This window comes from Sphingomonas psychrotolerans (assembly GCF_002796605.1).
Lineage (GTDB): Bacteria > Pseudomonadota > Alphaproteobacteria > Sphingomonadales > Sphingomonadaceae > Sphingomonas > Sphingomonas psychrotolerans.
The window spans coordinates 2404744-2430852 of record NZ_CP024923.1 but is presented as its reverse complement, the minus strand read 5'-3'; the positions used below and the strand labels follow the sequence as shown (position 1 = coordinate 2430852).

The window sequence follows — 26109 nt, the reverse complement described above, 5'->3', positions numbered from 1 at the left end:
AGGGTCACAAACACGCCTCGAGCATCGCCTGGTCGAAGCCATATTGCCTCGCCTTGTCGAGCGTATAGGGGCGCAGGCCCATCGAGCGGTACTCGCCGATGATCTTGCCGTCGGCCGATTCGTCGAGATATTCGAACTTGAACAGCTCCTGCGTCACGATGACGGGGCCTTCCATACCGATCACTTCGGTGACGTTGGTCACCCGGCGCGAGCCGTCGCGCAGGCGCTTGACCTGGATGATGAGGTCGACGGAGTCGGCGATCTGGCGCGAGATCGCTTCCTTGGGCACCTTGATGTCCGACATCATCACCATGTTTTCCATACGCGCGAGTGCCTCGCGCGGGGAGTTGGAGTGAAGCGTGCACATCGAGCCGTCATGGCCGGTGTTCATCGCCGAGAGCATGTCGAAGCACTCGGATCCACGAATTTCGCCGAGAATGATGCGGTCCGGACGCATACGCAGCGCGTTCTTGACGAGATCGCGGATAGTGATCTCGCCCTGGCCCTCGAGGTTGGGCGGGCGCGTTTCGAGCGGGAGCCAGTGCGGCTGCTGCAGACGAAGCTCGGCGGCGTCCTCGATCGTCAGCACGCGCTCGCCGGGGTCGATCATCTTCGACAAAGCGTTGAGCATCGTCGTCTTGCCCGAGCCGGTGCCGCCCGAGATGACGATGTTGAAGCGGCTGGCGCCGGCGATCTTGAGCGCGGTGGCCATCTTCTGGCTCATCGAGCCGCCATTGGCCATCATGTCGAGCGTGATCGGCTTGGCCGAGAATTTACGAATCGAGATCGCCGTGCCGCGCAAGCTCAGCGGCGGAACGATCACGTTGACGCGGCTGCCGTCCTTGAGGCGGGCGTCGGCGAGCGGGGTGGTCTGGTCGACCCGGCGGCCGACCGAGTTGCAGATCCGCTGGGCGATCTGAAACAGATGCTCTTCGTCGCGGAACTGGATGTTGGCGAGCTCGAGCTTGCCCTTGCGCTCGATATAGGTCTGCTCGGGGCCATTGACCATGATGTCCGAGATCGCCGGATCGGACAGCAGTTCCTCGAGCGGCCCGAGGCCGAGCAGCTCATCGACGAGCACTTTTTCGAGCGCGAATTGCTCGCGGCGGTTGAGCGTGAGCTTCAGTTCGGCGAGCACTTCGCCAATGATCGGGCGGAATTCCTCGGCAAGCTCGTCCTTGGTGAGCGTCGCCGCGGCTTCGGGATCGACTCGCTCGAGCAGGCGCGGGAGCACCTGTTCCTTGATCCGGTGGATCGAGGCCTCGAAGCCTTCGACGCGCGAATTGCCGGCGTCGCCCGACGTCGCCTGGCGATCGGCAAGGCGCTGCATCGCTTCGCTGTTGGCCGGATTGCCGGCAGCCGGATCGCGCTGCTCCATCGGATCGGGCGCTGCCGACGCACCGGGAAGGGGTACGCTGTTCAGCGGCGGAAATTGCTCGCCGCCCATCGGCATCGGATCGGAGGGGCGCGGCGCCGGTCCCGGGCCCTGCATCGGCCGCGCGACACCGAAAGCAGGGCGCCCGCCTGTTGCCCCGCCACCCAGTCCGTTGCGTCGTCCGAAAGCGCTCATCGGTTAACCTGTAATCCCGCGATTGAGCAGGCTTAGCCGGCAAGCCTTTAGAATTGCCTAACCAAATCCCGGATCGATTGCCGGGTGCCCGGTGCCGTGTCATTCTGGGCGGGGAGAACGGGCATGTTGACAGGGTTTCTGCTGTTGGCGGCTGCTGCGGAGCAGAGCACTACGCCGCTCGGCTGGCTGATCGGGACGTGGTGCACCGATCCCGGCGATGGCGAGCAGACCTGCGAGACCTGGACCGGTTACGATCGCATGCGGGAGGCGCATGGCGTCAGCGTGACGCATGGGCGCCGCGGCACCACGCGCGAAGTGATGACGATCGTGAACGATGCCGGGCGGCTGGTATTCCACGCCGAGCCAGAGGGCCAGAAACCTACCGACTTCTTTTCGACGGCGCGCGATTATGCGCCGCTGGCGCTCGAGTTCGTCAACGCCGCGCACGATTATCCACAACGCATCCGCTATTGGCGCGAAGGCGCGTTGCTGATCGCGGAGATTTCGCTGGCCGACGGTGGCAAGCCGCAGCGGTGGACCTACCACCGCGCGGCGCGTGCGAAGCCTATTCGGCCTTTTCGGCGAGCACGGTCAGGCCGCGCTCGTTGACTTCGGCGAAGCCGCCTTCGATGCGGATCGTCTCGGGCGTGGTGGCGCCGGACTTGTAGATTTCGAGATTGCCGTCGCGGATCGTCGACATCAACGGGGCATGCCCTTCGAGCACGCCGAAATCGCCCTCGGTGCCGGGGACGACGACCATGTGCACGTCCTCGGAGCGGACGAGACGTTCAGGCGTGACGAGTTCGAAGTGGAGGGACATGCGATCAATCCTTAAAAGGCGTGATGTAAAGCTGAGGAAGTGGGCGGCCGCCGGATTTTGTAACGCCCACATAAGTCAGGTATTTATGTCCCCGAAATGGAGTAAGGACCGGACGCGGACGCCATGCCATCTGCGCCAACATCTTGCCCACATCAACGTTCGGATGAAGGCTGTGCGCCAGCCATTTCCAGTCCCGCTGAAACTGTTCGCTGTCATAGGCGTCCGAAATGATGCAGATTTGTTCCTGCACTCGAAAAACGACGCGAATGCCCTTCGACTCCGCCATCAGGATGTGATCGGTATCGCTCTTCAACGTGAAGCCGGTCGCGCTCAGATGCACCGGATCCCGCATCCAGGCTCCCTCGCTATTGAGGGCGGACGGGCAGACGACTGAAACGGCACCGGCAAAATCGTGCACCACCGGTGGATCATTCTGCGCGGCGGCCCAAGGGGCCAAGATCGCGCAGAGCGCGAGCAAGGTCGCTTGGGCCATCGCCTTCATATTACGCCTCGTCGGCGAGCTTCTTGGCCTTTTCGACCGCCTGGTCGATGCCACCGACCATGTAGAAGGCGCTCTCGGGCAGGTGATCATATTCGCCATTCACCACCGCCTTGAACGACTTGATGGTGTCCTCGATCTGCACGAACGCGCCGGGGATGCCGGTGAACACTTCGGCGACGTGGAACGGCTGGCTGAGGAAGCGCTGGATCTTGCGGGCGCGGCTGACGGTCAGCTTATCCTCTTCGGAAAGCTCGTCCATGCCGAGGATCGCGATGATGTCCTGCAGCGACTTGTACTTCTGCAGGATCGACTGGACGGCGCGCGCCGTCTCGTAATGCTCCTGGCCGACGATGCGGGGTTCCAGAACGCGGCTGGTCGAATCGAGCGGATCCACTGCCGGATAGATGCCCAGCTCCGAGATCGCGCGGTTGAGCACGGTCGTCGCGTCGAGATGGGCGAACGAGGTGGCCGGCGCCGGATCGGTGAGATCGTCGGCGGGGACGTACACGGCCTGCACCGAAGTGATCGAACCCTTGTTGGTCGAGGTGATGCGCTCCTGCAGCGCCCCCATGTCGGTCGACAGCGTCGGCTGATAGCCCACTGCCGACGGAATGCGGCCGAGTAGTGCCGACACTTCGGCGCCCGCCTGGGTGAAGCGGAAGATGTTGTCGACGAAGAACAGAACGTCCTGGCCTTCGACGTCGCGGAAATATTCGGCGATGGTCAGGCCCGAGAGCGCCACACGCGCCCGGGCGCCCGGCGGCTCGTTCATCTGGCCGTATACGAGCGCGACCTTCGAGCCCTCCGACTGGGCATTGCCGTCGGCATCCTTGGCGATGACGCCCGCGTCGAGGAACTCGTGATAGAGATCGTTGCCCTCACGGGTACGCTCGCCGACGCCGGCGAACACCGAAGTGCCGCCATGGCCCTTGGCGATGTTGTTGATCAGTTCCTGGATGAGCACGGTCTTGCCGACGCCGGCGCCGCCGAACAGGCCGATCTTGCCGCCCTTGGCGTAGGGCGCGAGCAAGTCGATCACCTTGATGCCGGTGACGAGGATCGAGCTTTCGGTCGACTGGTCGACGAACAAAGGCGCAGGCGCGTGGATCGGCATGGTCAGATCGGCGTCGACCGGGCCGCGCTCGTCGATCGGCTCGCCGATGACGTTGAGGATGCGGCCGAGCGTCTTCGGGCCGACGGGGACGCGGATCTGCGAACCGGTGTCGGTGACCTTCTGGCCGCGGGTGAGGCCCTCGGTCGCGTCCATTGCGATTGTGCGAACCGTGTTCTCGCCGAGATGCTGGGCGACCTCGAGGACGAGGCGGTTGCCGTTATTGTCGGTCTCGAGCGCCGAGAGGATCGCCGGCAGCACGCCGCCGTCGAACGACACGTCGACGACCGCGCCGATCACCTGGCTGATGCGGCCGACATTGTTGGTGGTACCCGGACGGGTGATTTCAGCGGCGGTTGCCATCGTCTCTTCCTTGCGGCTTTTAGCGGTTGGCGGGGGCACTAGCCCCGGTGCGGTGGAAAGTCACGGTGAGGCGGTCTGCCGCCTTCTCGATTGCATAGTCGATGCCGTCGAGCTGGCCCTTGCCGGCCTCGCCTTTGGCGATCTTGTCGTGGATCGGCTTGGAGTCGATCTTCGACTGGAACAGGAAATCGCGGACGATGTCGGCGAAGCGCTTGTGGGCGAGCCCGGCACTCGGGGCGTCGGTCAGCATGAGGTCGAAAGCGAGCGTGTCGATGCGCTCGGCGGTCTTGCCCATTGCCGCGAAGCCGACACTGTTGGGTTTCTTTGCGGCAGTGTCGGTGACCATCACCGGCGTGCCGACGCTGATGAAGCCTTGCTTGGCTGCCGCATAAGCCGGGGCGTGGAAGCCGAATTGGTTGGCACCCGCCACTGCCACGTCGGGCTGGAAGGCCCGTGCCCAGCCGGTGACCTTGGCCAGATCCGCCGCGCGCGCCTGCTCGTGCTTCTGCAGCGCCGCGCCATCCTGCGAAGGCGCGCCGCCGCAGCCGGCGAGTGCCAGCGGAGCGAGCAGAAGGGCGGCGCGGCGAAGCATCAGAGCGCTTCGGCGCCCGAGATGATCTCGACCAGCTCGGTGGTGATCGCGGCCTGACGGGCGCGATTATACTGGATAGACAGCCGCTTGATCAGGTCGCCGGCGTTGCGCGTGGCATTGTCCATCGCGGTCATCTTGCTGCCCTGCTCGGACGCGGCGTTCTCGCGCATCGCCCGGAAGAGCTGGATCGCGACGTTGCGCGGCAGCAGGTCGGCTAGGATCGCCTCCTCGTCCGGCTCGTAGATCACTGCCGCCGGGGCCGCAGTGCTGGGCACCGTGCCTTCGGGGACCGAGCTCGGCGCGACCGGTATGATCTGCTGCTCGGTAGGCTCTTGCGTCAGCACCGACTTGAAGTGCGCGTAGAACAGATGCGCGACGTCGAACTCGCCGGCTTCGTAGCGTGCGACCAGATCGTCGGCATAGCCGCGGGCATCGGCGAAGCCGAGCTTGCCGAGATCCCCGGGCTCGATCGAGTGGACGAAGCTCTTGGGAAACAGCCGGTTGAGCACCGCGCGGCCCTTGCGGCCGATGGTGTAGAACTTCACCGTCTTGCCCTCGGCGATCATCTCCTGCGCGCGGCGGCGGGCGAGACGGGCAATGTTGGTGTTGAACGCGCCGGCGAGGCCCTTGTCCGAAGTCGCAACGACGAACAGGTGGACCTGATCCTTGCCGGTGCCGGCGAGGAGCTTGGGGCTGGATTCGCTCACCGTCACCTTGGAGGCGAGGCTCGCGACCACGCTCTCGAGGCGCTGGGCATAAGGACGCCCGGCCTCCGCCGCCTCCTGCGCGCGGCGCAGCTTGGCAGCGGCGACCATCTTCATCGCCTTGGTGATCTTCTGGGTCGATTTGACCGAGTTGATCCGGACCTTGAGTGCCTTGAGAGAGGCCAAAATCTGGTTCCTTCTTCTCCCTCTCCCCGCTCGCGGGGAGAGGGCCGGGGAGAGGGGCCTATCCGCAAGCGCATCGCACTTGCCCCTCTCCCTGACCCTCTCCCCTGAAGGGGAGAGGGAAACTAGCTTAAGCGAACGTCTTGCCGAACTCGGTCAGCGCGGCCTTGAGCTGGTCGCGGACGTCGTCCTTGAGATCCTTCGAGTCGCGGATCGCGGTCAGGATTCCGGCGTGCTTCGAGCGCATTTCGGCGAGCATCGCCGCCTCGTAGCGCACCACGTCCTGCGTCGCGACCGAATCGAGGAAGCCCTGCGTGCCCGCGAAGATCGACACGGTCTGCTCCTCGAACGGCAGGGGACTGAACTGCGGCTGCTTGAGCAGCTCGGTCAGCCGCGCGCCGCGGTTGAGCAGGCGCTGGGTCGAGGCGTCGAGGTCCGAGCCGAACTGCGCGAACGCCGCCATCTCGCGATACTGGGCGAGCTCGAGCTTGATCGAGCCGGCGACCTTCTTCATCGCCTTGGTCTGCGCGGCCGAGCCGACGCGGCTCACCGACAGACCCACGTTGATCGCCGGGCGGATGCCCGCGAAGAACAGGTCGGTCTCGAGGAAGATCTGGCCGTCGGTGATCGAGATCACGTTGGTCGGGATATACGCCGAAACGTCGCCGGCCTGCGTTTCGATGATCGGCAACGCGGTGAGCGAGCCGCCGCCATTGGCGTCGGACATCTTGGCGGCACGCTCGAGCAGGCGGCTGTGGAGATAGAAGACGTCGCCGGGATAGGCTTCGCGGCCCGGCGGGCGGCGGAGGAGCAACGACATCTGGCGATAAGCGACTGCCTGCTTCGAAAGATCGTCGAACACGATCAGCGCGTGCATGCCGTTGTCGCGGAAATACTCGCCCATTGCAGTGCCGGTATAGGGCGCGAGGAACTGCAGCGGGGCGGGCTCCGAAGCGGTCGCGGCGACGACGATCGAATATTCCATCGCGCCGTTCTCGGTCAGCGTCTTGACCAGCTGCGCGACGGTCGAGCGCTTCTGGCCGACTGCGACATAGACGCAATAGAGCTTCTTGCTCTCGTCGTCGCCGGCGTTGACGCCCTTCTGGTTGATGAAGGCGTCGATCGCCACGGCCGACTTGCCGGTCTGGCGATCGCCGATGATCAGCTCGCGCTGGCCGCGGCCGACGGGAACGAGTGCGTCGATCGCCTTGAGCCCGGTCTGCATCGGCTCGGACACCGACTGGCGCGGGATGATGCCCGGCGCCTTCACTTCCACTCGCGAACGCTGATCGGTGACGATCGGGCCCTTGCCGTCGATCGGATTGCCGAGGCCGTCCACGACGCGGCCGAGCAGGCCCTTGCCGATCGGCACGTCGACGATGGTGCCGGTGCGCTTGACGATGTCGCCTTCCTTGATCTCGGCGTCCGAGCCGAAGATCACGACGCCGACATTGTCGGCCTCGAGGTTGAGCGCCATGCCCTGGATGCCGTTGGCGAACTCGACCATCTCGCCGGCCTGGACATTGTCCAACCCGTGGATGCGCGCGATGCCGTCACCGACGCTGAGCACCTGGCCGGTCTCGGAGACCTGCGCATCGGTGCCGAAGCTGGCGATCTGGTCCTTGATGACCTTCGAGATTTCTGCGGCGCGGATATCCATGTTCAGCCTTTCATCGCCTGCGCGAGGGAGTTCAGTCGGGTCTTGATCGACGAATCGATCATCTGGCTGCCGATCTTCACGACCAGCCCGCCAAGGAGCGAGGAATCGACCGAGAGGTCGACATTGACGTCACGGCCGAGCCGGGTGCGCAGCTGCTGCTTCAGCGCGGCTACCTGGTCATCGTCGAGCGGATGCGCGGAGACCACTTCGGCGGTCGTCTCGCCGCGATGTGCGGCCGCGAGCTGACGGAACGCGCGGATGATCGCGGGCAGTTGGTTGAGCCGGCGGTTGTGCGCGAGCACGCCGAGGAAATTGGTGGTGGTCGGGTCGAGCCCGAGCACGCCCGCGGTCGCTGCGATCGCATTCGCGGCAGCGCCGCGCGCGATCAGCGGGCTGGTGGTCAGCGCTTTGAAATCTGCCGATTCGTCGAGCGCCTGGCGCACCGTGGCGAGGCTCGCCTCGACCTGGACCAGGGATTTCGAATCACGCGCAAGCTCGAACAGGGCGGTTGCATAGCGTCCGCTTAGACTTGCCTGAATACCGCCGGAATTCTCCACGCGTGTCGGTTCCTCTTGGAGGGTTCGGAATTGGCCCCATGCAAAAAAGGGGCACGCCGGATGGGCGCCCCGATGGGTCGCGGCGCGGTTAGCATCGGTGTCACGGGGATGCAACCCGACTCCTCTGGACAAGCGGCCGTGAAGGTGATGCTCTATGCTGCGTAAACATCGAACCGGGGGGTTGAGATGAAGCGAAAGGCGTCGCTCGTGGCCTTGGCGCTGGCATGGGCCGGCGTCGCACAGGCCGAGGTGCTGGAGATCACCGGCGAGTTCCCCGCGAACAATCGCGAGGCGAGCTTTCTCGAATCGGTATCGGTCGATCGCTTCGGCGGGAGCGACGGCGCGGCGCTGCAGATTGCGATCGAGCGCGCGCTGGGCGGGAGCCAGTTCGAATTGCTCGGCGGGCGTACCGGGCGCGACACCGCCGAGGGTTCGATCTCAGGCAGCATCTCGTCCGGAGTCGACGAGAGCAATTTCCGCAAGAAGGAGAAGTAGTGCGTCTCGAAAGACGATAAGGGCAAATGCCTGAAGGAGGAGCAGGTCGAGATCGGCTGCAAGCGCCGGATCATCGACATCAAGGCTGACATCCGCATCGTCCGCAACACCGACGGCCGCATCCTCTATTCGCAGCCCAAGCCGTTTCGCGAGGAAGTGGAATGGTGCCGCGGCGGTAATCCGGCACGCACGACGGAGGATGTGATCGAAGGGGCGATCCGCGACATCGCCGGGTCGCTGCGCGGCGACCTCGTCCCGCATGTCGATACCTACAAGATCCGGGTGCGCGAGGGCACCAAGGGGCTTTCGAAGGAGGTCGCCAACCGCTTCAAGGAGCTGGTCAAGCTGACCAAGCGCGACGCGCGCGGCGCGTGTGCGGGCTGGGACGCGATGCGGGCGGAGGCGGCGGGCTATCCGTCGCTGCTGTTCAACCTCGGGCTCTGTGCCGAGCAGCGCGGGGAATATGAAAAGGCGCTGGGGCTATACCAGGATGCGGCGCAGGCCGGCGCGAACGAAGGCCGCGAGGGCTTCGAGCGCGCGACGCGGCTGATCGCGGGGCGCGCTGATGCGCAGGAGCGGGCGAAGCGGCGGCGGGGGTGACCTCATTCGTCATCCCGGCGAAAGCCGGGATCTCGTGCCATGCCCCTGCGCTTGCGGCCTGAGACCCCGGCTTTCGCCGGGGTGACGCGCAAACAAAAGGGGCGGCGGTGCCTGATAGCACCGCCGCCCCTTCTCTTGTCTGCTTTAGCGAAGCTTAACGCCCGCGGCCACCGCCGGCATTGGCCGGACGTGCCGGGCGGGCGTGGAACTTGCCTTGGGGACGCGCATAATTGCGGGGAGCGTCACCGGCGGGCCGATCGCCACGCGGTGCATCGTTGCGGCGCTGTTCGCCCGAACGCTCGCCACCTTGTGCCGGACGGCGATCACCGGAGGGCTGGCCCTCGCGGCGCTGGCCCTGGCCTTGGCCGGGACGCTGGCCGCCGCCGGAGCGACCGCCATGCTGCATCGCGCGGCCGTTGCGGCCGTTGGTCTCGTCGCGGCCTACCGGCATCGGCGAGCGCGTCGACTTGATCTTGTTCGATTCGTTGATGAAGTCGGCCGGCAGCGGCTGGATCGCCAGCTTCTGGCGGGTCAGCTTCTCGATGTCCTTGAGGTAGGGACGCTCGTCATCCGCGCAATAGCTGATCGCGAGCCCGGTCGCCCCGGCGCGCGCGGTGCGGCCGATGCGGTGGACATACTGATCGGGCACATTGGGCAGCTCATAGTTGAACACGTGGCTGACGCCCGAGACGTCGATGCCGCGCGCCGCGATGTCGGTCGCGATCAGGATCTTGACTTTGCCGCTGCGGAACTCACCCAGCGCGCGCTCGCGCTGCGGCTGGCTCTTGTTGCCGTGGATTGCATTGGCGGCGACGCCGTTCCCCGCGAGCAGGCGGACGACCCGGTCGGCGCCGTGCTTGGTGCGGGTGAAGATCAACGCGCGATCGACGCTCGGATCGCGCAGTGCGATGGTCAGCAGCGCCTGCTTCTCGGCCTGCGCCACGAACGTCACGTGCTGCTCGACGCGCTCGGCGGTGGTCGCCTCCGGGGTGACCTTCACTTCGACCGGGTTCTTGATGAACTGGCCGGCAAGCTCGCGGATCGTCTTGGGCATCGTCGCCGAGAAGAACAAAGTCTGACGCTTCGCGGGAAGCTCACGGACGATGCGCTTCAGCGCGTGGATGAAGCCCAGATCCATCATCTGGTCGGCTTCGTCGAGCACGAGGATCTCGATGCCGAGCAGGATGGCGTAATGCTGATCGAGCAAGTCGACGAGACGGCCCGGCGTGGCGACGACGATGTCCATGCCGCGCGCCAAATCGGTCTTGTTCTTGTGGATCGAAGTGCCGCCGAAGATCGTGCAGACCGAAAGCTTCGAGCCCTTCGAATATTCGCGGGCGCTTTCGGCGATCTGGCTGGCGAGCTCACGCGTCGGCGCGAGGACGAGCATGCGGCAGCCGCGCGGCTGGGCGCGCTTGCCGCTGGCGATCAGACGATCGATCGAGGGAAGCATGAACGCGGCGGTCTTGCCGGTGCCAGTCTGGGCGATGCCGAGCAGGTCGCGGCCTTCGAGCAGCGACGGGATCGACTGCGCCTGGATCGGCGTCGCCTCGGTGTAACCCTTGGTGGCAAGCGCAGCGAGAACGGTCTCCGAGAGACCGAGTTGATTGAATTGCATTAGGGACCTTACGAATACGGCCAGCGAGCGCGCACGGAAAATGGGCGCACGAAGGCGGGGTCAAAAAATTGACGACCCGCGTGACTAGGGAAGCCGTGGTTTAACCGAGGCAGAGCCGGGGCGACGGCCCATGGGCTGTCGTCCGATCACGCTGCATGATGCCTCGCTGGGCGGCTATATGGTAGCAAAACTGCTCTAAGTCAATCTTCGCCCGGCATGCCGCCGACGCAACCGTGCGATTGCGTCGCCTCGATCGGAGTGTTGGCCGCCACTTGACGGGCATAGTCGAGCAGCGCCGCATGGGCTCGTCGGTCGGCCTCCTGTCCCTCGGGGCCATAGAAGTCTCGAGCGGACAGTGCGATACGGGACCATATCGCCTCCGCGGCCATGGCTTCGTTCTTGGAGCAGAAAGCGAATTTAGGTCCTGCGACGATATTGTAGTTCAGTGTGATGCATTCGCCGCCATCCTCTGGGCAGAAAAGCCGTTCGGAGAGGGGATAGCACGCGGTCTCGCCGGCCTGCGCGACAAGGAGTTTGGTTTTCTTTTCCAATTCGTCCCAGCAATGATCGACACCGGGGACATTGCCTAACCGGCGCGCACATCTGCACCCGGCGTCCGCAAGCGCCTGGATTTGTGCGTGCCGCAGGCGCGGCGTGCGAGACTCGCGCGCCACCAGCCACGCCGGCAAAATCAGTGCGGCCGCGCCGATGCAGATCGCTGCCCAATTAACCATTTTCATGATGCGCTACCCCCCGAATGCCATAAGCGATCGGGACGCACGGAAGATCAAGTATGCCGCGCGCTCATCTGGTTGTGAAAGACATTCTTAACCAATCGGCGCGTAGCCCGGATGCTCCTGTAGTTTTGGGGAATGCGTCGTGCTCGTCGCGCGTCTGGAAGTCCTTGGGGAAGTCGATCCGCGTGGCGCGATCCGCTTTCATGTCGCGAGCGAGAGCATTTTGCGCGGCGCCGACGGGCGGCCGATCGAAGTGTTGGTCGACAATTTCTCGCGCACCGGATTCCTGTTCGTCTCGGAAGAAGCGTTTCCCGCGGGCACGCTGATCGCGATCGGCCTGTCGGGCGCGGGATCGCGCGAGGCGCAGGTGGTGTGGCAGGAAGGCAGCCGCCATGGTTGCGAGTTCCTCGTGCCGCTGCCGCAATCCAAGATGGCGCGCGCCTTTCAGGGCCAGGCCGACATACTCGCCAATCTAGAGGCCGAACTCCGCAAGCGCTTGCCGCAAGGCCAGCCGGCTGCGGCCAAGGCCCCCGATGCGCTGCGTCCGCGGCCCGAAACTTCGCCGGCCCGCCACGTGCGCAAACAGAAGCTGGTCGACGCGATCCGGCAGTTCCTCGACGATTAGTCGCGGGTCGGGTCCGCCCGATATGCCCGCTCGCGATACGCGAACCAGTCGAAATCGGCGGGCCGGCCGGTGCCCGCCATGTCCTGGCAGGCCATCCCCACGAACGCGCCGGTGAAATTGGGCAGGCCGGGCTGAGTCGCCTCATCCGAGAGAATGCTGGCGTCGAATTGTTCGGGGAGCCAGGTCCAGTCTCCCGCGCCCAAGCGGAAGGCGAAGCGGAGCCGCTCGAAATCCACTTCGACGCGCAGTTCGATCCGGCCGTCGGGGATCGCGATCGGGGCAGTGAAGGCATCGGCTTGCGGCGAATCCGGCAGCGCCGACATCACCCGGACATGGCGGCCGATCGTCTCGTCGTGGCTGACATGGAGATAATGGAATTTGCTGCCGTTATAATAAGCGACCAGCCCGGCGGCCTGCTGGAAATGCTCGGGCGCGAATTCCATCGCGCACGATGCCGAATAGCAGAAATCCTGCTGGCGCCGCGCGACCAGCGCCTGGGTGAACAGGCTGCCGATCGTCTCGCGGCCGTGGAGCCGGAGGTGCCCCGGGCGGGCCGCCAGGCTGAAGATGCGGTCTGGCTCGGGAGTGCGCAGCCATTGCAGATCGCGCGGGAGCTCCGCGCCGTCAAAGTCGTAGCGCGCCTCGGTCTCGCGGGGCGGGGAAGCGGGGATGGGCAGAGCGGGGGCCTCCAGCACCGGCATCCCCACACGGTCTTCGGTGTAGAGCCAGTCGTCCTCCCAGATCACCGGCTGGATTGCGGTCTCGCGGCCAAGGATGCAGCGGCCGCGATTGGGGAGGGGACGGCCGCAGAGATAGGCCATGAAAGTCTGACCATCGGGCGTCTCGACCAGATCGGCATGGCCCGCGCGCTGGAGCGGCGCATCGGGGCGCGTGCGGCTGCTGAGGATTTGGGCGTGCGGGTGAAGCTCATAAGGGCCGTGCAGATTGCGCGAACGCGCCATGGTGACTGCGTGGTTCCAGCCGGTGCCGCCCTCGGCGACGAGCAGATGATACCAGCCGTTCCGCTTGTAGAGGTGTGGCGCCTCGGTGAGGCCGAGCGGAGTCCCGGGGAAGATGTTGACGCGTTCGCCGATCAGCCTTTGCCCGGCGTGCGAATATTCCTGCAGCACGATGCCGGCGAAGCGGCTTTGGCCGGGACGGTGGTCCCAGAGCTGGTTGATCAGATATTTGCGGCCATCCTCGTCGTGGAACAGCGCCGGATCGAAGCCGCTCGAATTGAGCGCGACGGGGTCGGACCAGTCGCCGTCCACCTGTTCGCACGTGACCAGGTAATTGTGGAAGTCGCGCAAGCTGGCGCCCGACGCCCCGCCGACGGTGGTGCGGCCATAGCGCTTCACATCGGTGTAGATCAGCCAGAAGCGCTCGCCGTCATGGCTGAGATCGGGCGCCCAGACGCCGCAGCTGTCGGGAGCGCCGCGCATGTCGAGCTGCAACGCGCGATTGAGCGGCCGGGCGACCAGCCGCCAGTTGGCGAGGTCGCGCGAATGGTGGATCTGGACTCCGGGAAACCATTCGAAGGTCGAGGTGGCGATGTAATAATCGTCGCCGACGCGGCAGATCGAGGGATCGGGGTTGAAGCCCGGCAGGATCGGATTGCGGATCATGCGGTGCGGTTCCTTTGGGCACGAATTTCGATGACTATGCCGAGCAGGGCGAGCGCCAGCCCGAAGCCCCAGATGCCGCGCATCGCGATCGGCACCTCGCAGGCGCTGAAGCTGGTGAAGAAGCCGCACGGCGCGGGTGCCACACCGCTCGCATAGAAAAGCGTCAGCCCGCCCGAGAGGATCGTCCCCAGCAGGATCGGGATCCAGCCGCTCTCGCGGCCCTGGTCCTGATCGGGCTTGCGGACCAAGGTCCAGAGCAGGGCCGCCGCGATCAGATCGAGCACGCCGAGTGCGATGAAGAACGGATCATAGCCGATGCGGACCACGAGCGCGCCGATCAGCAAGGTGAAGATCAGCACGCCCAGATTGGCCATCGTCCCCGCCATGCCCGCAACGGTACCGACTTCGTTCTTGCGGAACAGATCGCTCGCCATGGTGATGCAGGTGACCGACAAGGTCTGGTGCGCGAAGGCGCCGATGCTGAGCAAAGCCACCGCTATATAGGGGCTGGTGACTCCGCCGACGAAGATCATGCTCGTCATCAGCAGCGCGCCGAGCGTGAAGGTCCAGCGCCGCGCGTCGATCAGCGCGATGCCGCGCCGCTCGAGCCAGAGCACCAAAGCCGGGCCGAACAGGCAGCCGATATCGGCTGCGACGAAGGGGAGGACCACCGCGATCGCCAGCTCGCGCAGATCGAAGCCGCGGACTTCGCTCAGATAGAGCGGCAGCCAGAAGGTCAGCGTCGCCCAGGTCGGATCGGCGAGGAAGCGGGGCAGGGCGATGCCCCAGAAATTGGTGCGTCCGAGCAGCGACAGCACCGGCGGCTTCGCCTCGCCACTCGCCTGGACATGCGCTTCCTGTCCCGATTCGATCAGTGCGCGCTCCTCCGCCGAAATGCCGGGATGGTCCTCGGGGCTGCGATAATAAACCAGCCAGAGCACCACCCAGAGCAAAGCGAGGCCCCCGGCGACGTAGAAAGCGGCGCGCCAGTTCCACCAGACGATCGCAATCGCGACGATCGGCCCCGCCATGGCGATGCCCGCGGAGGCGCCGAGATTGTAGATGCCGCCGGCAAGGCCGCGCTCGCGCGCCGGAAACCATTCGGAGACGACCTTGAGCCCCGCGGTGTGCGAAGTGCCCTCGGCGAAGCCCAGCGCGCCGCGCAGCACCGCCAGCCATTGCCAGCTGGTCACCCAGCCATGCGCGAAGGTGAGCAGTCCCCAGCCGGTTGCGAACACCGCCATGCCGGTGCGCAGCCCCACGCGATCGAGGATATACCCCACCACCGGCTGGAGCATGATGAACGCCTGGAACACCCCGGTGACCCAGCTATATTGCTCCTTGGTCATCGGCACATCGGTCTGGAAGGCATCGGTCGCGACGACCACGCCCAAGGTCTGGCGGACGAGATAATTGATGATCGTGCCGAGCATCACGATCGCGATGATCCACCAGCGCAGCGCGCGGGTCCGTTGCCAGAAGCTCATGCACCTCTCCCTGCGACGTCCGTGCATGCGGAGCGCTGTTAGCGGTAACAGTGCCGGCTGTCGGCGCGAAGGGCAAGGGGTATCCGCTTTGATCGCAAGCTGCGGGATGTAGCGCCCGGCGGGCGAGTCTATATCGGTGGCATGAGCAACCAGCAGACCATCAGTGACGACACCGCCTGGGCGGCCTTCGACGCGCGCAACCGCGCCTATGACGGTCGCTTCATCGTCGCGGTGACCACCACCCGGATCTATTGCAAGCCGACCTGCCCCGCGCGGCGGCCGAAGCGCGAGAATGTTCTGTTCTACGCCGATGCGGATGCCGCGCGCGCCGCCGGCTTTCGGGCCTGCCTGCGCTGCAAGCCGGACGAGGTCGGCCGGGATCGGATCGCGGTCGCCGAGGCGGTGTCGCTGATCGAGGCGGCCGAGGATCCTCTGGGGCTCGAGGAATTGGCCGCCCGCGTCGGCTATGCCCCGCACCATTTCCAGCGCCTGTTCAAGCGCGCGACCGGAGTGACTCCGGCCGCTTATGCCCGGGGGCTGCGCGCGCGGCGCGCCGCCGCCGCGCTGACCGCGGAGGATCGCGTGACCGATGCTATTTACGAGGCGGGCTATGCCGCGCCGAGCCGCTTCTACGAGACTGCCAATGCCCGGCTGGGCATGACGCCGAGCGTGTGGAAGCGCGGCGGCGCAGGCGCGACGATCCGCTGGACGATCGCCGAGACCAGCCTCGGGCCGCTGCTGATCGCGGCGACCGACAAGGGGCTGTGCCGCGTCGCCTTCGACGAGGATCAGTTCGCGCTGGCCCGGCGCTTTCCCGCTGCGGAGATCGTGTCCGGCGGCGCGGCGCTCGCCAATCTCGCCGCGCGGGTCGTGCGCGAAGTCGAGACACCGGGACGCGACATGGATCTGCCGCTCGACGTGCAGGGCACCGCCTTTCAGGAAGCCGTGTGGCAGGCGCTCAGGGCGATCCCGCCCGGCGAGACGCGCAGCTATGCCCAGCTCGCCACCCAGGTGGGCAACCCTCGCGCGGTGCGCGCGGCGGGGACGGCGTGCGGTGCCAATCACGTCGCGGTGCTGATCCCGTGTCATCGCGCCCAGCGGGCCGACGGCAGCATGGGCGGCTATGCGTACGGCCTCGATCGCAAGCGGGTGCTGCGCAAGCGCGAAGGCGTGGCGGAATGAGCTATGCCATCGCCGGGCTCGATCCCGCACCCTTCAAGCGCTTCTATGGCCTGTCGGAGGCGGCGCTCGCCACCGGGCAAGTCGTGCGGATGACCGCGGACAGCCGGCCGGGCTTTCCCTGCCGGGTGACGCTCGAGGACGCGGAGCCGGGCGAGGCATTGCTGTTGCTCAATTACGAGCATTTGCCCGACGCCAGCCCCTATCGCTCGCGCCACGCGATCTTCGTGCGGGAAGGGGCCGAGACGCCAGCACTCTATATTGACGAGATACCGGAGCAACTCGCGACTCGACTATTGTCGGTAAGAGCGTTCGATCGTTACGCGATGATGACGAATGCCGACGTCGTGGAGGGAAATGGGCTCGAACCGTTGATCGAGACGATGTTCACCGATCCTGCCGCCGCGTTTCTCCACGTGCACAATGCCAAACGCGGCTGCTTCGCGGCGCGGGTCGACCGGTTCGGCTAGCCTGATCAGGTGGTGGTGCCGACGACCTACTTCTCCACTGCCGCCGCCGGCGGGCCGGAGGATGCCGGGCTGCAGCTGTAGACCAATTTCTCGTTATAGACCGGCGGCAGCGCCGCGCGCAGCGCCTGTTGCTGGGTGGCGAGGTTCGCCCGCGCCGCCTGATCGGCCGAGCACGACTTGAGCGGCACGCCGGTGCGCAACTGGCGCGCCTTGGTCATTTGCGCCGACGACAGCAGATAGCGCGTGTTGGTGTAGGTCCGCGTCGCCGGATCATAATCGAGCAGCGACACCGACTGATCCTGCTCGGGGACGAGGACGCGCTGCCAATGGGTGCCCGACTCGGCATATTGAGTGCGGCCGTTGATGCAGCCATCGGCGCCGATGTCGAGATCGACTTTGTCGATCGCAGTGACGGTGACCCGGCTGCGTTCGGGAACGAGCTTGCATATCATCCGACCCAGCGCCGCCTGGCTGGGCACTGCTGCGCCGGCGCCGCTCGCCTGCGGCACCGGAACCATCCGCGACTGATCGAAATCGGGCCGGCTGAGGAACAGCACCACCGCGCCCAGCATCAGCACGCCGCCCCCCGCCGCCAGCCAGATCGCCTCGCGTCGGCGATCGCGCGACAGCAGCATTCCGGCACCGCCGAGCGCCAGTGCGCCGAGGACGAGCAACACCGCCGCGCCCGCCATATAGTTTTCCCGGGCGACCACGTTGCGCGCCCGCGCCTGCGAAATCGCATCCTCGCGCTCGGTCGCGCTCTTCGCTGCGTCAGTGCGCGCCCGGGCTTCGGCATCGAGCCGCGCCTTTTCGTCGGCGCTGCGCTCCTGCGCGATCTGCTCCTCGACGCTGGTGCAGGGCACCCCCACCGACGCGAAGGGCTGGCGCGCGCCGCGCAGGAAGGCGGCGAGTTCGGTCCCCGCAATCGCGAAGGCGAAGGTCGAATCGCCTTCGTCGCCGCGGGTGATCGCCGAATTGACCCCCAGCACGCGCCCGCAGCGATCGAGCAGCGGGCCGCCCGAATTGCCGCGCGCGATGCTGGCGGTGTGGAGCAGCACGTTGACGCCCTGCAGCGTGCGGTTGCCGGCGAACCCACCTTGCGACCGTACCGGGGATTGGGGCGTGATGAAGTCAGCCGCCGATCGTGCGGTGGCAAGATCGACATTGCCGGGATAGCCCAATGCGATCAGCGCCTCGCCGTCGCCGGGCGCGCCGGTGAACAGCGTCAGCGGCGCGAGCCGGACGCCGCTGAACTCGATCAGCGCCAGGTCGCGCTGTTGATCGATCGCGATCAGCTTGCCCTGATAGGATTTGTCGCCCTCCGAAGGCACGATGCCGATGACGACGTTGCCGGGGTAGCGATCGGCGAGTTCGACGACATGCGCGTTGGTGACGATCCGGTTGGGCGCGACCGCAAAGCCGCTGCCATGGCCGAAGCCGACGACTTCGTCGTCGACCACCGCAATCGTGACGATTCGCACCACGCCGCGGGCCGAGGCGGAGATGTCGTCGGCACGCGCGGGCGGGATCGTTGCGACGAGCAGTGCGAGTAACAGCCAAAACCGCGTCATCAACCTGCTTTCCGGCCTGCACCGATCATTGCCCAAGCGCGGCATAGGCGCAGCCGGCCGCGGATGAAAAGGGGCTATCGGGGATAGCGGGCGCTATTCCTTGTCGCCCTCCGCGGCGCCCGCGTCGTCCGGTTGGCCGTCGAGGGTCACCAGCGCCTTTTCGGTCTCGCCCTTGTCGATCATCGCGATCAGCTGGCTGGCGACGACGGCAATGCCGCGGCCATGCGGCTGATAGGCGAGCGGCGCGAGCATCTCGCGCGCCCGCGCCTTGTCGCCGTCGCGCAATACCAGGGCGGCGGTGTTGAGGCGCAACGTGTCGTCCTGCGGTACGAGTTCGAATGCGCGTTCCAGCCCGCGTTTCGCGGGGTCGGTCGGCGCTATGCCGGCCTGGCCGAAGCTGCGAAAATAGAGGATCAGCGGCTCGGGATCGTCGGGATCGATCCGGTTTCCCGCGGCGATGATATTGCGAATGCCCCGCCATGTTTTCGGCGTCTTGTCGCCAGCCTTCACAGCGACCGCCATTCGCGCCATCGCCTTGTAGACATAGCCGTCTACTGCCTTCGAATCGGCCGCAATCGCCCGGTCCGCGGCCGCTTCCGCTGCGGCATAATCGTGTGCGTCGTACGCGGCTTCGGCAAGAACCAGCTGGGCGCCGCGATCATTGGGATAAGGCGCGGCCGCGCGCTTTGCCCGCTCGTAGGTGGGGGGCGCGGTCCGGGCGTTGACGCCGACCTTCGAGCGGATGCGGACGTCCATGGTCGCCGCCTCGCCCGGCGTGAGCTTGCGCAGGATCACTTCTCCGGTCGGCACTTTATCTGCGGTGATCCGGATGCCGGTAAACCGGCCGGTCTTGTAGCGCTCGAGTTCGCGATCCAGTGCCTTGAGATCGCCGAAGGCAGCCGCGGCATCAAGCGACGATTTGCCGTCGTTGAGCGCGCGCAGATAGGTGGTCAACTGATCGGGGCGCTTCCGCGAAAAGAGCATATAATGCGTCAGCAGCCAGCCGCGGCCATAAAGTCCTTCGCGCTGCTCGTCGCTGAGCTTCAGTGTGTCGGCGATCATCAGCTTGCCGATCGGCAGGGCATTGCCGCTGAGCAGGCCATGGCCGCGATATTGGGGCGGATTGCCGAGCACAATCGAGCCATCGCGGTCGAACGCCGCAGTGGCGAGCGCCTCGGCGAAACCCTCGATATACCAGGACGGATAGACGACGTTCGGGGAAAAGCTCCACATCAGGTGATGCGCATATTCGTGCAGCAGGATCGCCTGCGGGCTGAGGTCGAAGGCGTTGCCGGATCCGGACTGGCGCGGCACGATCGCCAGCGATCCGCTGGCGCGCGGCACGTAGAAGCCGGCGACGAACCGGCTCGAAATCAGTTTCGCCACGTCCCCCTGATCGTCCACCATATAGATGGTGAGCCGGTTGGCCGGGCCGATCGGTTCGTCTTCCATATTGCGGAGCAGGCGCATGGCGCGATCGAAGCGCTCGAGCTTGCCCGCAAACTCGCCGAGCTTTTTCGGGTCCTGTTCGGAATATACCACGAAATGGCCGGTGCTCGCTTCATACCAGTCGGCACTTGCTGGCACCGGGGCGAGCAACAGCAGCAACCCCAACAGTTTGCGAACCATCGAACCCCTCCGTGGCGGCGATCCTATCGAGGATTGTCTGCCTGCATAGGGTAGAATCGATTACAGGAAACTATAGGGATCGACGTCGACCGCAACCCGCACCTTGGCGCTCCATTCGAGCGCGCCGAGCCAGTCGCGGATCATGTCCTGCACGTCGAAGGCGCGGCGGGCGTGGACGAGCAGGCGGAAACGGTGGCGGCCGCGCAGCATCGCCAGCGGCGCAGGGGCGGGGCCATAGACATGCATCTCGTCGCGGCGCGGCGCAGTGCGGCCGATCATCCGGGCGGTTTCGTCCGCAGCTGCCTTGTCCTCGCTCGACACGATGATCGCGGCATAGCGGCCATAAGGCGGGGCGCCCGCCTCGCGGCGTGCCTCGGTCTCGGCGGCGTAAAAGGCGGCGCTGTCGCCCGACACCAAAGCGTGCATCACGCGTGCGTCGGGGGCATGGGTCTGGATGAACACGCTGCCCGGCTTTTCGCCGCGCCCCGCGCGCCCCGAAACCTGCATGATCTGCTGGAAGGTGCGCTCGGCGGCGCGCAGGTCGCCACCGTCGAGTCCGAGATCGGCATCGACCACGCCGACCACGGTGAGGTTGGGGAAGTGATAGCCCTTGGTGACGAGCTGGGTGCCGACGACGATGTCGATGTCTTTATGCTCCATCCGCTGGACGAACTCGGCGGCCTTGGCGGGCGACCACATCGTGTCGGACGTGACGATCGCGATCTCGGCGTTCGGCCACAGCAACGCTGCTTCGTCGGCGATCCGCTCGACGCCGGGACCGCAGGCGACGAGGCTGTCGGCCTCTTCGCATTCGGGGCAGATCTCCGGAGTCGGTACGGTGTGCCCGCAATGGTGGCAGGCGAGGCGGCGGATCAGCCGGTGCTCGACCATCCATGCAGTGCAATTGGGGCATTGGAAGCGATGGCCGCAATGCCGGCAGAGCGTGAGCGGCGCATAGCCGCGGCGATTGAGGAACAGCAAGGACTGCTCCCCACGTTCCAACGCTGCGTCGATCGCGAGGATCAGGCGCGGGCTCAGCCAACGCCCGCGATCGGGCGGCTCCTTGATCAGGTCGATCGCTTCGATGTCGGGCAGCTCGGCGACGCCGAAGCGCCCGGGCAGCTTGAGTTCCGCGTAGCGGCCGAGCTCGACCTGATGGCGGCTCTCGATCGCCGGAGTCGCCGAGGCGAGGATCACCGGGCAGTCTTCGAACCGCCCACGCATCACCGCGACATCGCGCGCATGATAATGGACGCCTTCTTCCTGCTTGAAGCTGGTCTCGTGCGCCTCGTCGACGACGATCAGCCCAAGTTTCGGATAGGGCAGGAACAAGGCCGAGCGCGCGCCGACGGTGACCAGAGCCTCGCCGCTGGCGATCGCCCGCCACGCGCGGCGGCGCTGCGACGTGCGCAGCCCCGAATGCCAGGCGACGGGCTCGCAGCCGAAGCGCGCGGCAAAGCGGGTGAGAAAGGGCTCGGTCAGCGCGATCTCGGGGAGCAGCACGATCGTCTGCTGGCCGGCGGTGATGGCTGCGGCGATCGCCTCGAAATAGACTTCGGTCTTGCCCGATCCGGTGACACCGTCGAGCAGGAAGGGCTGGAAGCTTGCCGCCTCCACCGACTGGCGCAGGATGCCCGCCACATCGGACTGTTCGCGGCTGAGTTCCGGCGGGCCAAAAGCGGGGTCGGGGAGGGGATAGGGGCTGTCGGTGTCGACCGTCACGGCTTCGATCGCGCCGACCTTGCACAGCCCGCGGATCACCCCTTCGGAAACGTCGGCGATCGTGGCCAGTTCGCGCACCAGCCCCTGGCGCTCGCCGATCCGCTCGAGCGCCTGCGCGCGCTGCGGCGTCAGGCGTTCGGGCACCACCCCCGTCGCGCGATATTCGGTGATCGTCGGCGCGCTCTCGAACGCCGCCGAGGTCCGCACTGCCATCGCCAGCACGGCGGAGGGCGGGCTCAGATAATAATCCGCGGTCCATTCGACGAGGCGGCGTACCGGCTCGGGGATCGGCGGCGCATCGGCGACCGCGATCAGGTTGCGCAGGCGATTGTCGCCGATCTCCTCGGTCGGCAGCCGCTCGGGCTCCCAGACCACGCCGGCATATTGGCGCGGGCCGATCGGCACGACGACGATCGACCCCGGCTCGACCGCCATACCTTGCGGCACGCGATAATCGAGAGGGCCGAGCGCAGGGTGAAGAACGAGAATGCGGGCGCGAGACGACATCGGACCTCATGTAGGACCGGCTTCCGGGACGCGAAAGCCCGCGCATCAAGGCGCCTTTAGTCGCTGTCGCCGATGCTCGCGACGTTGAACGAAAGCGTGAAGGTGGCGGCGTGATCCATTTGATCCCGGCGGCCGTCCCGGCCGAAGCGGTATTGGTTGAGATAGCCGACCTCGCCGCGCAGCTTGCCGCCAAGCCCCAACGACAGCCCGGTGGCGTTGCGCATCCGCTCATAGCCGCCGCGCTGGCCCCAGGCTGTGGTGTTCAAGTTGAGGAAATGCTCCTGGGTGGCGAAGAGCTTCAGGCCTTTGTCGTTCAGCGGCGTATCGAAGCCGAGCCGCGGGCGCAGCCGCACCCCGATTTCGCTGCCGCTGCTGTTGAACCGTTCTTCCAGCCGCAGCCTGCCCGAGAAGCCGCCGCCGAACGGGACCAATATCATCTGCCGCAATCGCTCTTCGTTCGGCAATTCCACGCCGCGATTCCAGTCCGCGACATGCCGATAGCCGATCGACAGCTCGATGCCGCCTTCGGTGCTGTGCGTGAACAATGCGCCTGCCTCGGCGTGCGAGAAGCCCTCGGCGCGATCGCTGAAGCGGCCGATTCCTTCCAGCGTGACCTTTTCGCGGCTGCCGATCATCACCGTGCCGTTGGTCTGCAGCCATAGCTGGTGATCGACCTGCTGGGCATGGGCGAGGGCCGGCGCGAACAGCAGGGCTATGGATAGAAGGGGGAGACGCACCACGATTGATATCCTCGGAAACGGCGGATCCGCTTCCGGCGGCTCCTAGCAACAATATAGCAATAGTGTCACCAGCCTGTCGCATTTGCCGCGGTTGCTACGCGTCCCCGGTCCGCTTATGTTCCGCGGGGCCGGCAGGGGCCGGCGTCAGGGGGAATTGGCCATGCTGCTGACTGCGCTCGCACTGTCACTCGCCACGCAGACCTGCCGATCTTATGATACCGCGCTGCCGGCGCCGCTGAGCGGATGGACGCGATCCGGGCGCGGTCTGGACACCGGGCATGCCGTGACGCTGGCCCGCAGCGGCGATTCGATCCGGACCACGATCCGCATCCGCAAGGCGGGAACCTTCGGCATTGCGCTTAGTGAGGCGGGCTGGATCGACGTCGCGCCTGATCGCGGCAAGGCGCTCGACTCCACGGCACATGGGCACGGCCCCAAATGCTCCACGATCCGCAAGATCGTGCGCTACAAGCTGCGTCCGGGGACCTATCGCGTGACGGTCAACAAGCTTAAGGCGACCCGCGCACGGCTGATGCTCGTGCATTACTGATTCGCCTTGGGGACCCGCGCATGAAATTCTTCGCCGACACCGCCGACACTGCCGACATCCGCGACCTTGCCGATGCGGGCCTGCTCGACGGCGTCACCACCAATCCGTCGCTGATCCACAAGGCCGGGCGCGATTTCCTCGAAGTGGTCGCGGAGATCTGCGCGATCGTACCGGGCAAGCCGGTGTCGGCCGAAGTCGTCGCGCTCGACTATGAAGGCATGATGCGCGAGGCGGAGGTGGTTCGCAGGATCGCCGACAACATTGCGGTCAAGGTGCCGCTGACGATCGACGGCCTCAAGACCTGCAAGGCGCTCACCGACGACGGCACGATGGTCAACGTGACTCTGTGCTTCTCGGCGAACCAGGCGCTGCTCGCCGCCAAGGCGGGGGCGACCTTCGTCTCGCCGTTCGTCGGCCGCCACGACGACAATGGCTTCGACGGCATGGCGCTGATCAGCGACATCCGGCTGATCTATGACAATTACGATTTCGCGACCGAGATCCTCGTCGCCAGCGTCCGCCATCCGATCCATGTGCTCGAGGCCGCGCGGATCGGCGCCGACGTGATGACCGCGCCGCCTTCGGTGATCCGCCAGTTGGTCAAGCACCCGCTGACCGACAAGGGGATCGAAGGCTTCCTCGCCGACTGGGCGAAGACCGGGCAGAAGATCGGCTGATGTGGTCGCGGCTTTTTGGCAGGGAAGCAACCTAAGCCAGAACCGGAGCCGGCCGATAACGAGCCGCTTGTTATCGTGCCGATCCCGCCACTGCTCGCCCTGCTGCTCGCGCAACGTGAGCAAAAGGGCAAGGATCTGACCGAGGCCGAAGTGCTTGAATGTCGGAATGGCGCAGTCTGCATGACTATGCGCCTCAGCCAAGCGCGGCAATTGGCCGAAAAGCGTGGCTATGACGACCTCGCACCCGAGAGTGTATGGGAAGATTGGCAGACGTTTCTCGCCGGCGATGTCGCGAATGACGGAGTCGACGAGAAGGGTTAGGGTGCGTCCGTGACCGAACCCGCGCTTCCTCTCCTCTACGGCCAGCACCTCGCCCGCGACCGTCGCCGTTCGGCGCACACCGTACGCGCTTATGAAGCGACCGCGGTGCGGCTGATCGGCTTCCTCCAGTCGCATTGGGGCGAAGCGGTCACCGCCGAGCGGCTGGCGCGAGTCGAAACCGCGGACCTCCGCGCGTTTCTCGCGCATCGCCGCAACGACGGACTGTCCAACGCTTCCGCTGCCCGCGAGCTTTCAGCAGTGCGGGGATTCCTCAAGTTCGCCGCTGGCGACGGCGCCGAATTGCCGCAGCTGCGCGGCCCCCGCGTCAAGAAAGGGCTCCCGCGCCCGATCGCGCCGCACGAGGCAGTGGCGCTCGCCGAAACCGTCGCCGAGGAAGCGCGCGAGCCGTGGATCGGCGCGCGCGACTGGGCGGTGCTGCTGTTGCTCTACGGTGCAGGGCTGCGCATCGGCGAGGCGGTCGGGCTGACCGGCGCAGTGTTGCCGTTGGGGCCGACGATGCGGGTCACCGGCAAGCGCGCCAAGACCCGTGCGGTGCCGCTGCTGCCGCAAGTGCGCGCAGCGATCGAGGCCTATGCCGCGCTCTGCCCTTATGGCGTGTCGCGCGATGCGCCGCTGTTCCGCGGCGCCAAGGGCGGGCCGCTGCCGCCGGGGATGATCCGCAAGGCGGTGCGCTCGGCGCGAGCCGGGCTGGGACTATCCGAGCGGACGACCCCACATGCGCTGCGGCATAGCTTCGCGACGCATCTGCTCGGGCGCGGCGCCGATCTGCGCGCGCTACAGGAATTGCTCGGCCATGCCAGCCTCAGCTCGACCCAGATCTACACCGCGGTCGACGCGGCGCATCTGCTCGACGTCTATCGCAACGCCCATCCGCGCGCCTAGCGTTTCGCGCGGGGCTTCCACGTCGCGACTCGCCAAACATAGCCGGCCAGCGCGAGCATGACGATCGCAGTGACTCCCGGCGCGATCCAATGGTCGATGGTCTCGAAAGTGGTGCCGAGCCAGAAGCCCACCCCGACGAGGATAGCGTTCCACACGAGGCTGCCGGCGGTGGTGTAGATCACGAAGCGCCAGAACGGCATGTGCATCAGCCCGGCGGGGATCGAGATGACCGTGCGCCCCAGCGGCATGAAGCGGAACACGAACACCGTCACGCCGCCCCAGCGATCGAAGAAGCGGCGCAATTTCTCGACGTCCTCCCATTCCATCGTCAGCCAGCGGCCCCAACGGTCGACCATCGGCTTGAGGCGTTGATAGCCGTAGCGCCGGCCGACCTCCCACCAGAACAGATTGCCGACCACGCAGCCGAACGTGCCCACGGCCACGAGCAGGGCGAAGTCCATCTTGCCCTGGCCCGCGGCGATGCCGCCCACGCCCATGATCACTTCGGACGGCACCGGCGGAATCACATTCTCCAGCACCATCAACAGAAAGACGCCGAGATACCCCCAGTCGAGCCAGCCGCCCATCGTC

General features: G+C 66.1%; 27 protein-coding genes. 10 read left to right on the top strand and 17 right to left on the bottom strand.

Annotated elements, in window-relative coordinates; translation table 11 throughout:
• Nucleotides 1–4: 4 nt before the first annotated feature.
• On the bottom strand, nucleotides 5–1570 hold the full coding sequence (locus tag CVN68_RS11025; protein WP_100282251.1) for a CpaF family protein: 1566 nt from the start codon (nucleotides 1568–1570) through the stop codon (nucleotides 5–7).
• 123 nt (nucleotides 1571–1693) lie between these two features.
• Between CVN68_RS11025 and CVN68_RS11020 the strand changes: the two genes are divergently transcribed.
• A complete protein-coding gene (locus CVN68_RS11020; RefSeq protein ID WP_100282250.1) occupies nucleotides 1694–2179 on the top strand; it encodes a DUF6265 family protein in 486 nt (161 codons plus the stop codon).
• Here the strand turns inward: CVN68_RS11020 and CVN68_RS11015 are convergent.
• From CVN68_RS11015 to CVN68_RS10985, 7 genes are all read right to left on the bottom strand, one after another.
• Nucleotides 2136–2390 (bottom strand): ATP synthase F1 subunit epsilon, encoded by a 255-nt coding sequence (locus CVN68_RS11015; RefSeq protein WP_100282249.1) that lies wholly within the window; start codon nucleotides 2388–2390, stop codon nucleotides 2136–2138. The genes CVN68_RS11020 and CVN68_RS11015 overlap by 44 nt on opposite strands.
• Nucleotides 2391–2394: 4 nt before the next feature.
• On the bottom strand, nucleotides 2395–2892 hold the full coding sequence (locus tag CVN68_RS11010; RefSeq protein ID WP_100282248.1) for a hypothetical protein: 498 nt from the start codon (nucleotides 2890–2892) through the stop codon (nucleotides 2395–2397).
• 1 nt (nucleotide 2893) lies between these two features.
• The gene (gene atpD, locus CVN68_RS11005) at nucleotides 2894–4366 is read right to left on the bottom strand and encodes a F0F1 ATP synthase subunit beta (protein WP_100282247.1); all 1473 of its coding nucleotides are present in this window, start codon (nucleotides 4364–4366) and stop codon (nucleotides 2894–2896) included.
• 19 nt (nucleotides 4367–4385) lie between these two features.
• Entirely contained in the window at nucleotides 4386–4958 is a 573-nt protein-coding gene (locus CVN68_RS11000) for a hypothetical protein (RefSeq protein WP_100282246.1), read from the bottom strand.
• A complete protein-coding gene (locus CVN68_RS10995) occupies nucleotides 4958–5848 on the bottom strand; it encodes a F0F1 ATP synthase subunit gamma (RefSeq protein WP_100282245.1) in 891 nt (296 codons plus the stop codon). The genes CVN68_RS11000 and CVN68_RS10995 overlap by 1 nt, the downstream gene beginning before the upstream one ends.
• Before the next feature lie 127 nt (nucleotides 5849–5975).
• The gene (gene atpA, locus CVN68_RS10990) at nucleotides 5976–7505 is read right to left on the bottom strand and encodes a F0F1 ATP synthase subunit alpha (protein WP_100282244.1); all 1530 of its coding nucleotides are present in this window, start codon (nucleotides 7503–7505) and stop codon (nucleotides 5976–5978) included.
• Between the two features lie 2 nt (nucleotides 7506–7507).
• Nucleotides 7508–8062, bottom strand: coding sequence for a F0F1 ATP synthase subunit delta (locus CVN68_RS10985; RefSeq protein WP_100282243.1), 555 nt, complete (start codon nucleotides 8060–8062; stop codon nucleotides 7508–7510).
• Nucleotides 8063–8248: 186 nt separating this feature from the next.
• On the opposite strand from CVN68_RS10985, the gene CVN68_RS10980 reads away from it, so the two are divergent.
• Together CVN68_RS10980 and CVN68_RS10975 are read left to right on the top strand one after the other, a co-directional pair.
• Nucleotides 8249–8557 carry a hypothetical protein gene (locus CVN68_RS10980; RefSeq protein ID WP_100282242.1) on the top strand — a complete coding sequence of 103 codons (309 nt, stop codon included), beginning with the start codon at nucleotides 8249–8251 and terminating at the stop codon, nucleotides 8555–8557.
• A 156-nt stretch (nucleotides 8558–8713) separates the two neighbouring features.
• The gene (locus CVN68_RS10975) at nucleotides 8714–9157 is read left to right on the top strand and encodes a hypothetical protein (protein WP_100282241.1); all 444 of its coding nucleotides are present in this window, start codon (nucleotides 8714–8716) and stop codon (nucleotides 9155–9157) included.
• Between the two features lie 154 nt (nucleotides 9158–9311).
• Here CVN68_RS10975 and CVN68_RS10970 read toward each other — a convergent pair whose 3' ends face one another.
• A complete protein-coding gene (locus CVN68_RS10970) occupies nucleotides 9312–10775 on the bottom strand; it encodes a DEAD/DEAH box helicase (protein ID WP_100282240.1) in 1464 nt (487 codons plus the stop codon).
• 200 nt (nucleotides 10776–10975) lie between these two features.
• Nucleotides 10976–11515, bottom strand: coding sequence for a hypothetical protein (locus tag CVN68_RS10965; RefSeq protein ID WP_158298832.1), 540 nt, complete (start codon nucleotides 11513–11515; stop codon nucleotides 10976–10978).
• A 139-nt stretch (nucleotides 11516–11654) separates the two neighbouring features.
• Here CVN68_RS10965 and CVN68_RS10960 point away from each other — a divergent pair, with 139 nt between their 5' ends.
• On the top strand, nucleotides 11655–12137 hold the full coding sequence (locus CVN68_RS10960; RefSeq protein ID WP_100282238.1) for a PilZ domain-containing protein: 483 nt from the start codon (nucleotides 11655–11657) through the stop codon (nucleotides 12135–12137).
• On the opposite strand, the gene CVN68_RS10955 is transcribed toward CVN68_RS10960, so the two are convergent.
• Together CVN68_RS10955 and CVN68_RS10950 are read right to left on the bottom strand one after the other, a co-directional pair.
• Complete coding sequence (locus tag CVN68_RS10955; protein ID WP_100282237.1) at nucleotides 12134–13762, bottom strand: glycoside hydrolase family 43 protein; 1629 nt, start codon at nucleotides 13760–13762, stop codon at nucleotides 12134–12136. The two genes, CVN68_RS10960 and CVN68_RS10955, sit on opposite strands and share 4 nt — an antisense overlap.
• Entirely contained in the window at nucleotides 13759–15249 is a 1491-nt protein-coding gene (locus tag CVN68_RS10950) for an MFS transporter (protein WP_100282236.1), read from the bottom strand. Before CVN68_RS10950 ends, CVN68_RS10955 begins: the two co-directional genes overlap by 4 nt.
• 141 nt (nucleotides 15250–15390) lie before the next feature.
• Between CVN68_RS10950 and ada the strand changes: the two genes are divergently transcribed.
• Both ada and CVN68_RS10940 read left to right on the top strand, forming a co-directional pair.
• Nucleotides 15391–16431, top strand: a complete 1041-nt coding sequence (gene ada, locus CVN68_RS10945) for a bifunctional DNA-binding transcriptional regulator/O6-methylguanine-DNA methyltransferase Ada (RefSeq protein WP_100282235.1) — start codon at nucleotides 15391–15393, stop codon at nucleotides 16429–16431.
• Nucleotides 16428–16898 (top strand): DUF1203 domain-containing protein, encoded by a 471-nt coding sequence (locus CVN68_RS10940; protein WP_100282234.1) that lies wholly within the window; start codon nucleotides 16428–16430, stop codon nucleotides 16896–16898. Before ada ends, CVN68_RS10940 begins: the two co-directional genes overlap by 4 nt.
• A gap of 26 nt (nucleotides 16899–16924) precedes the next feature.
• Here CVN68_RS10940 and CVN68_RS10935 read toward each other — a convergent pair whose 3' ends face one another.
• The 4 genes from CVN68_RS10935 to CVN68_RS10920 form a co-directional block, all read right to left on the bottom strand.
• The gene (locus CVN68_RS10935; RefSeq protein ID WP_100282233.1) at nucleotides 16925–18469 is read right to left on the bottom strand and encodes a S1C family serine protease; all 1545 of its coding nucleotides are present in this window, start codon (nucleotides 18467–18469) and stop codon (nucleotides 16925–16927) included.
• 93 nt (nucleotides 18470–18562) lie between these two features.
• A complete protein-coding gene (locus CVN68_RS10930; protein WP_100282232.1) occupies nucleotides 18563–20098 on the bottom strand; it encodes a hypothetical protein in 1536 nt (511 codons plus the stop codon).
• A 60-nt stretch (nucleotides 20099–20158) separates the two neighbouring features.
• Nucleotides 20159–22327 (bottom strand): primosomal protein N', encoded by a 2169-nt coding sequence (locus CVN68_RS10925; protein WP_100282231.1) that lies wholly within the window; start codon nucleotides 22325–22327, stop codon nucleotides 20159–20161.
• A 56-nt stretch (nucleotides 22328–22383) separates the two neighbouring features.
• Nucleotides 22384–23067 (bottom strand): DUF2490 domain-containing protein, encoded by a 684-nt coding sequence (locus tag CVN68_RS10920; RefSeq protein ID WP_158298831.1) that lies wholly within the window; start codon nucleotides 23065–23067, stop codon nucleotides 22384–22386.
• Nucleotides 23068–23227: 160 nt separating this feature from the next.
• Here CVN68_RS10920 and CVN68_RS10915 point away from each other — a divergent pair, with 160 nt between their 5' ends.
• The 4 genes from CVN68_RS10915 (at nucleotide 23228) to CVN68_RS10900 (ending at nucleotide 25518) form a co-directional block, all read left to right on the top strand.
• Nucleotides 23228–23617 (top strand): hypothetical protein, encoded by a 390-nt coding sequence (locus tag CVN68_RS10915; protein WP_100282229.1) that lies wholly within the window; start codon nucleotides 23228–23230, stop codon nucleotides 23615–23617.
• 20 nt (nucleotides 23618–23637) lie between these two features.
• Nucleotides 23638–24294, top strand: coding sequence for a fructose-6-phosphate aldolase (gene fsa, locus CVN68_RS10910; protein ID WP_100282228.1), 657 nt, complete (start codon nucleotides 23638–23640; stop codon nucleotides 24292–24294).
• 75 nt (nucleotides 24295–24369) lie between these two features.
• Nucleotides 24370–24615, top strand: a complete 246-nt coding sequence (locus tag CVN68_RS10905) for a hypothetical protein (RefSeq protein ID WP_100282227.1) — start codon at nucleotides 24370–24372, stop codon at nucleotides 24613–24615.
• A 9-nt stretch (nucleotides 24616–24624) separates the two neighbouring features.
• Nucleotides 24625–25518, top strand: coding sequence for a tyrosine recombinase XerC (locus CVN68_RS10900; protein WP_100282226.1), 894 nt, complete (start codon nucleotides 24625–24627; stop codon nucleotides 25516–25518).
• Here CVN68_RS10900 and CVN68_RS10895 read toward each other — a convergent pair.
• Nucleotides 25515–26105 (bottom strand): DedA family protein, encoded by a 591-nt coding sequence (locus tag CVN68_RS10895; RefSeq protein ID WP_100282225.1) that lies wholly within the window; start codon nucleotides 26103–26105, stop codon nucleotides 25515–25517. The genes CVN68_RS10900 and CVN68_RS10895 overlap by 4 nt on opposite strands.
• Between the last annotated feature and the right edge of the window lie 4 nt (nucleotides 26106–26109).